This is a genomic window from Ruegeria meonggei (genome assembly GCF_900172215.1).
In the GTDB taxonomy this organism is placed as follows: Bacteria; Pseudomonadota; Alphaproteobacteria; order Rhodobacterales; family Rhodobacteraceae; genus Ruegeria; species Ruegeria meonggei.
In genome coordinates this window covers 25704-32393 of record NZ_FWFP01000020.1, presented here as the reverse complement: position 1 = coordinate 32393, position 6690 = coordinate 25704, and the positions used below count along the sequence as shown (strand labels likewise).

The window sequence follows — 6690 nt, the reverse complement described above, 5'->3', positions numbered from 1 at the left end:
ACCGGGTCGCAGATGCTCTGAGGGTGAGTCGCAGGTTTGGACCCTGTTTCAATGACCTCGGCGACAAGCGTAAAGGCATCCGTATACATCCCACCTATCTGACCTCCGGAAACCGGATCAACGCCCAGAAGTATTGCTTCCCTCAGCCTTAAATCGTTGATGCGACCAGCTGGGTGCCCACTGAAGGCCCAAGGAAGGTTGGCCGAGTTACCGCCAGATACCGTCTGAAGGAAGGGGCCACACTGCCCCTCTGTGTCATTCGCCAAGACAGACAAGGCGTCCATGTCTGCTGCATTCGGGGCAATTCCACTCAGGCATGCGAAGTTCGCTCCGATGCCTTTTAGCGCGACACCTGGCATATCCACCACTTGCCGTGCAATTGAACCGAGGTATTTGGGCATGACCCCTTCGCGCAGATCGCCCATCAAAACCATCAAGATAATGCCGTGAATGCAGTCCTTCCGGATCGCGGCGGCGGCTAGAGCGGTAATCACGAGGATTTCTGTGTTGTAGCTTGCCTCACAGTACTGGACGACCTGATCGACCTGGCTCAGCATTGGTGTACGGATCAAGGTGATCGGGCATGTCATGCCCGCATTGCGTAACTACCGAACGTTGCTAAGACGCGCTTCTGCAAGTCCCACAGCGCCACCGTCCAGCATGGCCCGAACGATGGTTGGATGTCAGACACGATCAGAAGTGTTTGCGCACGACGGCAGAGCGTCGAGTAATCCGGCACGGGGAGATCCAGTTCCATGAGCCGCAGCAGACTGCGCACAAAGCCCTGAGTTTGCCGAAACGGCAGGCCGAACACCACTCGCAAAGTAAGAAACATCTCGACCGTCAGATCGGAGTATCGCTGCTGACCGCCGCGCTTGCCTGAACGCCTTGCACACCATCCAGACACCGCGGCCTCGCCAAACCAGACCGTCACGTCACCAGGCTGGCTGAGCACCTCGTTGTATTCGGCCCAGTTCGTCACACGGTACTTTGCCTTCGCAAACTTATCCCGCCGCGACGCATTGAATTTGAAAGGCGTCCCAGCATCCCGCAGTCAATCCGAAGGACCAGCTAGGCATCAGAATCAATTGGTGCAACACGCTCCCGTCGACGGAAATCTGAACTAAAAATTGAGATCAGATACTCGTCAATCTGCACAGAAATCGATCAGAACCCGGTTGAACAGCCCGGGTTTTTCCAGATGCGTCGCGTGGGCGCTCTCTGGTATCACTGCCAGGTTGGCGTCGGGAATGGATTGCCACAATTGCTCGGTCTGACTCCAGGGATAGGTGCGATCCCTGTCACCCCAGATAACCAGTGTTTTGATTTCGATATCCGCTAAGCGTTCCGCCCCATTCCAGCCTTCCATCGCATCGAGCCCGGTGAGTATTGACTGCAGGCTGCATTGTTCGGCGATTACGGCGCAATCTTCATATGCTGCGTCTTTTTCCCGCTCAAGAAACCAGGATGCCGCAATTCGTCTGGCTGTGGCCTGCGGTCCGTCGGCACGGGCCCGGCGTTTTGAGGTTCCAATGGTCTCGAACCGTCCTGGCAACACCCCCAACGCACCGGTGCCATAGAGCACCAAACGCGCGATGCGCCCCGGTGCGCGGGCGACCATTTCCTGCACAACCATCCCGCCCATCGAGTGGCCGATCAGGTGGAACTGTTTGATGCCGCGCGCCGTCAATTCATTTAGCGCCCAGTCAGCATACCCGGCTATACTGTCCAACGCATCAAGCCGTGCATTCTTACCATATCCCGGTAGATCCAGCGCGATGACGTCGAAATCTGACAGGTCTTCGGCTTGCCTTTGCCACTGCTGACTGCCGCCCAAAAATCCATGGACAAAAACAACCGGCGTCATTTGCGCCCGCCCTGCACGATGCGATCAAGGATCATGGCACAGAACAGGATCGCAAACCCAGCAAGGATGCCCTGGCCCACATTGGCATATTGCAAGGCCTCAAGCACATCTTCGCCCAGCCCTTTGGCGCCAATCAGTGATGCCACAACCACCATCGCCAGCGACAACATGATCGTTTGGTTTATCCCCGCCCGGATCGACGGGCTTGCGAGCGGCAGGTCGACCTTGGTGAGCAGATACCACTTGTTGGCTCCAAAGCTGATCGCTGCTTCGCGCACGCTTTCGGGCACACCGCGCAGGCCAAGAACAGTCAGGCGCACCACCGGTGTGCCGCCAAAGATCATCGTAACCACAACTGCCGCCGGTTTGCCGACGCCAAAAAACGCGATCACCGGCACCATAAAGACAAATGCAGGCATGGTTTGCATGAAATCCATGATGGGTTGGATAAAGGCATAAAACCTTGGGCGGCGGGCGGCGAACATGCCAAGCGGTATGCCGATGACGATCGACAAACATGCGGCCGTCCCCAACAATGCCAACGTGGTCATGGCGCCTTCCCAGAAACCCAAGAGGCCCATATAGGCCAGAAATGCCCCCGAATAGATTGCCGTGCTGATTCCTGCGGTCAGCCAGGTCAGCAAAATGATCAAACTGGCGATTACAATCCACGGCGTCTGGACCAGAATGACTTCGAGAGCGTCGAGCAGCCCGCGGATCCCGAATGTCAGAGCATCAAAGAAGGTCTCGCTGTTGCGCACGCACCATGCGATGAATTCTTCTACCCAGGTGATGCCAGTCAGGCGGAGGTTCGGGTCTGTGGGAAATTGGCTGAGGAGAGAAAACCGGCCCGGGAAACTGTAGTGCATCATTGCGGCCGCAACGATCAGCGCCATGAAGATCGCGCTGAACACGATTTGCGATACCGGCATGGCAGAGCGGATCGACCGATCCGACAGCCAGTCAGAGAAACGGGCCTCCAGCGCCCAGTTTGCCACTTGCGACTGCACGGCCTTTACGATCAGCAGGATGACTAGGCCGGTCAAAACAATTGAGGGGCCTTCGGCGGCTAACGCCTCGGCCTCAGCACGGATGCCGCCAATGTTGTCCTCAAGAGATTCGACAGTGCGGCGATAGACATCAATCTTGTCCGATTGGGTCTCGATCGCGGCGGCGAGTTGCTGTCTGCGCAACTCCAGCGTGCCTTCGATCGAAGCGATGCGCGCCATTGCATCAGCAGCAAGATCACCAAACAGACCACGCGCGATCTGCACAAAAGCAATTGTTTCTAGGATCAGAAAGGGCAGCGCCCATGACCACAGCCCGCGCGCGCCAAACCACACCGGACCAAACAGCCCGGCCATCAGGTTGAATGTCGGCGTGAAGCGGGACGAGGCGCCAATCTTATCGAAATTGCGGATGTAGTAGTCAGGGTTGGTGCGGACAAAGGTTCGAATGTTATCGCGGCGCTCTTCGGCATAGGCCAGGGCGGCTTCGCTTTCGGTATCTTCCAGCGGGTTCACATCAGAGGTATTCATGACACTTCGGTCCCTTCGATCACAGTACGCAGCAGATCGGCACGGGTAATCACGCCGACATCAACGCCGCCGTCCTCCACTAGAATGGCACTGCTGTTGTCGATCGCCAGATTGATCAATGTGCTGAGGTTTTCACCCTCGTTGACGCGTGGTGCATCGGCCGCTAGCGGGCCATGGGCTGCTATGTGATCGGGTATAGGCTGCATGACAGCGTGAGCACGCACCACCTTGAGGCGGGAAATGCCGGCAACAAAATCGGCCACATAATCGTCAGCGGGGTTCATGACAATGTCTTCGGCCGTTCCAATCTGCACGACCTTGCCATCACGCATGATTGCGATGCGGTTGCCGATGCGAACCGCCTCATCCAAATCATGGGTGATAAAAATCGTGGTCTTCTTCAGGATCTTGCTCAGCCGGATGAATTCATCCTGCAATTGCCGACGGATCAGCGGGTCCAACGCTGAGAATGGTTCGTCCATCAACAACACATCCGGGTTGGCCGCCAGCGCCCGGGCCAAACCCACACGCTGTTGCATGCCGCCTGACAGCTCGTGCGCAAATTTCGACCCCCAGGCACCAAGCTCTACAATGTCCAGAATGGCGGCGGCCTGACGCATCCGCTCATTTTTGCTGACCTGGCGGATTTCCAGTGGCATCGCGACATTATCCAGCACCGACCTGTGCGGCATAAGTGCGAAGTTCTGAAACACCATGCCAATCTTGTTGTTGCGAAACTGCTGAAGCTCTTTTGGCCCCAGGGCCATGACATCGGTGCCTTCAATCTCGATCTTGCCGTCGGTGGGTTCAAGCAGCCGATTGAAATGGCGGACCAGAGTAGACTTACCGCTGCCGGAAAGGCCCATAATGCAAAAAATTTCGCCCCGATTGACCGACAGGCTGACATCAGCAACACCAACTACACAGTTGTAGTCCGCCAACACCTGAGCCTTGCTAAGCCCCTGATCCCGGATCGCCTGCAGCGCGACTTCGGGCCTGCCTCCGAAAATCTTCCAAACATTCGAAATTTCGATAACGGTATCGTCGCCCATAGGTCCCCCAGAGGTCAGCGTTCGGGTGGCGCCATGAAACGGCGCCACCGTGTTCCTTGAGCGAGATCAGAGGCCCAACCAGGCGTCCACGCGGTCAGGATTGGCGTCGACCCATTCGCGGGCGACCTCTGCCGGATCACGTCCTTTCCCGCTGATTTCGTAGGCGAACCCGCTGACGTCATCAGCCGTCACTTGGAAATTCGCAAAGAAATCGGCAATCGCCGGAGAGCGATCTGGGAGGGTATTGGACCAGGCGATCTGAACGTTCTTAAGCGCGTCTTTGGTGGCGACACTGGAATTGGTGTACCAATCCGGGTCATCAGATGGCTGAACCATCACGTATTTCGCAGGGTCAAATGTCGGTTCGCTCAACATCTGGACATCGAACATGTACCAAACTGCGTGCGGTTTATAGCAGTAAAAGGCATATCCTTCGCCCTTAGCGATACTATCCTTGATCCGCGCCGTCTTTACACTTTCTTCTGCACGCACCGGTTCGATGAAATCAAGCAGGCCGTAGTCCCGGGTTTTAACCTCGTTCACATTCGCCGATGCCCAGCCCGGCGCGCCGATCCACATTTCGCCCTTACCATTGCCATCGCTATCCATCAGTGCAGCGACGTCCGGACGACCCAAATCAGCAATGTCAGTGATGTTGTTGGCCTTGCCAAAGTCCTGGCTGACGCAAAAGCCCTGGTTGCCTTCGTATGGGTTCGAGGACAGGGTTACCGTTCCGGCCTCATCTACATATTTCTTGGTAAAGCTTTCTTGATTGGGCAGCCACACATCGGGATGCACGTCGATGTCGCCCTTACCCTGATCCATTGCCTGGAAAATGGTGGCGTTGTTCCCCGGCACAAATTCCACCGTCCCTCCGATGCGCGTCTCAACAACCGCCCCCAGAAGATGCGCAATTGCTTGCGCCCCGGTCCAGGACGGCACACCGATCTTGACCTCTTCGGCAGCAAAAGCAGGCATAGCATAAATGCCAACCGCAGCCGCAAGGCCCAGTGTCGTCAGATTCGTTCTCATGATGGTCTCCTCTGTTGATTTGCGCCGTGTTTTGGCGTCGTTCTTTAGTCATTCGATTTCCTATCGAGCGATAGGATCGTGCCAAATTGTCTCGGGCTGCGACTGCAGACGGAAGGCTGAAGAAAGCGCAAACCGCCATGCCCTGCCTAGAAGTCTAGATCATGAGGTTTTACGAGGGCCAATTCGAACATTTCATCAAACTATTCGTGTTTTGCATAGTTGCAGGTATGCTTGGCCAATGCGCCCTTTGACATGTAGGAACTTCCATTGGATCTGAACTGGCTGCGTGATTTTGAGTGCCTTGCCCGAACGCTGAATTTCACCCGTGCGTCCGATGAGCGAAACATAACACAATCTGCATTCAGCCGTAGAATCAAGGCGTTGGAGAGCTGGGTCGGACTGCCACTGGTAAACCGGGCCACCTATCCAGTGCAACTAACAGAGGCGGGGCAACAGTTTTTGCCCGTTGCCTTGGCTGCGATTTCGCAGTTGTCAGAATCTCGTCAATCCCTGCGGGATGCTGACAGAGGGGACAGTCGATTCATTCGATTTTCGGTGCTTCACACCATTGCGGTCAATTATCTGGCTGCCCGGATCGAAGAGTTGCAACTGCAAATCCCCGATTTGCGCACGCGTGTACTGTCCGATTCCCTAAGCACCTGCTGCGATCTATTGGTCGAAGGCGCAGTCGACATCCTGTTGTGCTATTATCACCACTCGGTCTCGCCGATGATTGACGAGGCTGCATTCGAGCGAAAAGATCTGTTGAAGGATCGTCTGGTGCCGGTGGCTGCGGCTGAAACAGTGCGCACCATGGGGTGGAACCTGGCACGACCGGATGGCCCGCCAATCCCATATCTGGCCTATGACCGCTCGTCATTTCTGGGCATGGTTGTTGAAAACACCATAGATCGGAAACCGCTGAATGCTGAGACGATCTATGTCGATAGTTTGGTTGAGACCATCAAACGGCGCCTGATGACTGGAAGTGGTTTCGCCTGGATGCCTGAAACCGCGATTTCAGTTGAACTTGACGCGGGGCTGTTGGTGCCTATCGGCGATAGCACTTGGTGTGCAACGCTCACGATTTCTGCCTTTTCCAATCCGACGATCTTTGATCAAACTGCCCGCCAGTTTTGGGATCGTTTTTGAGCTAACCAGCCTGTTTCCCAAACCCATATCGCCGCAAGGAACAATAGTC

7 protein-coding genes are annotated in these 6690 nt (G+C 55.9%); 1 reads left to right on the top strand and 6 read right to left on the bottom strand.

All coding sequences use genetic code 11. The annotated features are described in order from the left end of the window. The 6 genes from RUM8411_RS22170 to RUM8411_RS22145 form a co-directional block, all read right to left on the bottom strand. Nucleotides 1–590 (bottom strand): alanine racemase (locus tag RUM8411_RS22170; RefSeq protein WP_200818628.1); only part of this gene is annotated, 590 nt, incomplete at its 3' end. Beyond that, the gene (locus RUM8411_RS22165) at nucleotides 587–982 is read right to left on the bottom strand and encodes a transposase (protein ID WP_159453958.1); all 396 of its coding nucleotides are present in this window, start codon (nucleotides 980–982) and stop codon (nucleotides 587–589) included. The genes RUM8411_RS22170 and RUM8411_RS22165, both read right to left, overlap by 4 nt. Before the next feature lie 165 nt (nucleotides 983–1147). Next, nucleotides 1148–1867, bottom strand: a complete 720-nt coding sequence (locus RUM8411_RS22160; RefSeq protein ID WP_085824906.1) for an alpha/beta fold hydrolase — start codon at nucleotides 1865–1867, stop codon at nucleotides 1148–1150. Then, the gene (locus RUM8411_RS22155) at nucleotides 1864–3405 is read right to left on the bottom strand and encodes an ABC transporter permease (protein WP_085824905.1); all 1542 of its coding nucleotides are present in this window, start codon (nucleotides 3403–3405) and stop codon (nucleotides 1864–1866) included. The genes RUM8411_RS22160 and RUM8411_RS22155 overlap by 4 nt, the downstream gene beginning before the upstream one ends. Next, nucleotides 3402–4457, bottom strand: coding sequence for a quaternary amine ABC transporter ATP-binding protein (locus tag RUM8411_RS22150; RefSeq protein ID WP_085824904.1), 1056 nt, complete (start codon nucleotides 4455–4457; stop codon nucleotides 3402–3404). The genes RUM8411_RS22155 and RUM8411_RS22150 overlap by 4 nt, the downstream gene beginning before the upstream one ends. Before the next feature lie 66 nt (nucleotides 4458–4523). Further along, on the bottom strand, nucleotides 4524–5489 hold the full coding sequence (locus RUM8411_RS22145) for an ABC transporter substrate-binding protein (RefSeq protein WP_085824903.1): 966 nt from the start codon (nucleotides 5487–5489) through the stop codon (nucleotides 4524–4526). A gap of 267 nt (nucleotides 5490–5756) precedes the next feature. Between RUM8411_RS22145 and RUM8411_RS22140 the strand changes: the two genes are divergently transcribed. Continuing rightward, nucleotides 5757–6641 carry a LysR family transcriptional regulator gene (locus RUM8411_RS22140; protein WP_085824902.1) on the top strand — a complete coding sequence of 295 codons (885 nt, stop codon included), beginning with the start codon at nucleotides 5757–5759 and terminating at the stop codon, nucleotides 6639–6641. Nucleotides 6642–6690: the final 49 nt, after the last annotated feature.